The 1,250-nt window shown below is 38.6% G+C and carries 1 protein-coding gene; it reads right to left on the reverse strand.

The genetic code is table 11. The annotated features are described in order from the left end of the window. Positions 1–1,165, reverse strand: a protein-coding gene (locus H1P_RS38725) for an ISAzo13 family transposase (protein WP_246142084.1) whose coding sequence is annotated in 2 segments (ribosomal slippage) — positions 1–694 and positions 694–1,165 — 1,166 coding nt annotated over the 2 segments. Because the reading frame shifts where the segments join, the coding sequence is not laid out codon by codon here. This gene is flagged as partial in the annotation. Between the last annotated feature and the right edge of the window lie 85 nt (positions 1,166–1,250).

Raw genomic sequence — 1,250 nt, forward strand, 5'->3', positions numbered from 1 at the left:
TTCCCTAATTCAGGTAATCTCTGAATTTGATTTTCGATCTCTTGCATTTCGGCTTTAGTTAGTTTAATCCCTGTTTCATAAGTTTTGGTGACTAACTCAACTTTGGGAGAAGAACCTTTCCATTTCATAGTTTGAGCAAATTTAATCACGGTAGAAACTTTATCTAGCAGACTTCCGTTCCAATGATTTTCTAATACCCCCCAAGTTCTCTCAATCGGGTTGTACTTACTATGGTAGGGAGGATAGTAAGCTAGTTTTAGATTAAGTTTATACTTGTCCGCAAATTCCACCATCCGTTTCATGAACTGGGTTCTTCGCGAATGGTTTTCAGGTCCATTATCTTGATTGAGAAGTAAAGTTTTAATGTGAGCAAAACGATGGCAATTGTCTTTCCACCAGATTTCGAGAATATCGGCGATAAAATCACTCGTTACTTTGCTCGTGGTGCAGTAGATATACAATTGCTCTAACTCTGGAAGTAAAATTCCATAAGGGGTGACTCTTCCAGAGGTAGAAAAGTCATGGTCACAAGCTTCTGTCTCTATTCTGCTTTTTCCTCCTCTTGAAAAAGGTCCAGTTTTGACTGTCGCTTTTGCATCTAACGACAATCTGAGGATTGTTGGATCATAATAGGCATTCCCATTGACTAACGCTAATTGCTCGAAGATTGAATCCGTTTCAGGGATTTTTTTTTCGGTTTAGTCTTTGCTACCTTTTTCGGATAATAACCAAGATCATTAAGCCGACAACGAATCGTTTCATTACAGGGTAGCTCTAGAATAGAGTAGCCTTTTTGTTCTATTAGCTGAAGAACAACTTCTGGGACACTAAGCCTTGTATACAATCGATTGCTCTCAAAACTCGGATCGGTTTGACTTTGACTGTCAACAATACTGGTTAAATCTTCTAATAGATTCGGTAACAAAGTTTCCACCCGCTTTCTTCCTCTGGCTTGAAAAGCATCCAGACAAATAATGCCACTTTCCACTTCTCTCGTTCCTTTGCGAATTAAGTCTCTATTCCAGCCTAATTCCCTTTCTGCACGACGTTGACCTCCCTTTCCTAGCTCTTTTACTGTCTGAGCCATAAATCGTCTTCTTTGATAACCTTTAAGATTATTTGCTGTCTCAATCAACAGAGACTTTAGGGAGTCCGTTAGTTCCAGCATTTCAGTTTCTATGTCTTTTGATAATACTTGATTTTACTCCTTTACTTCTCTTATTTGGAAGCTTTAATTATTTGCTACTCCC

The organism is Hyella patelloides LEGE 07179 (assembly GCF_900659865.1).
Lineage (GTDB): Bacteria > Cyanobacteriota > Cyanobacteriia > Cyanobacteriales > Xenococcaceae > Hyella > Hyella patelloides.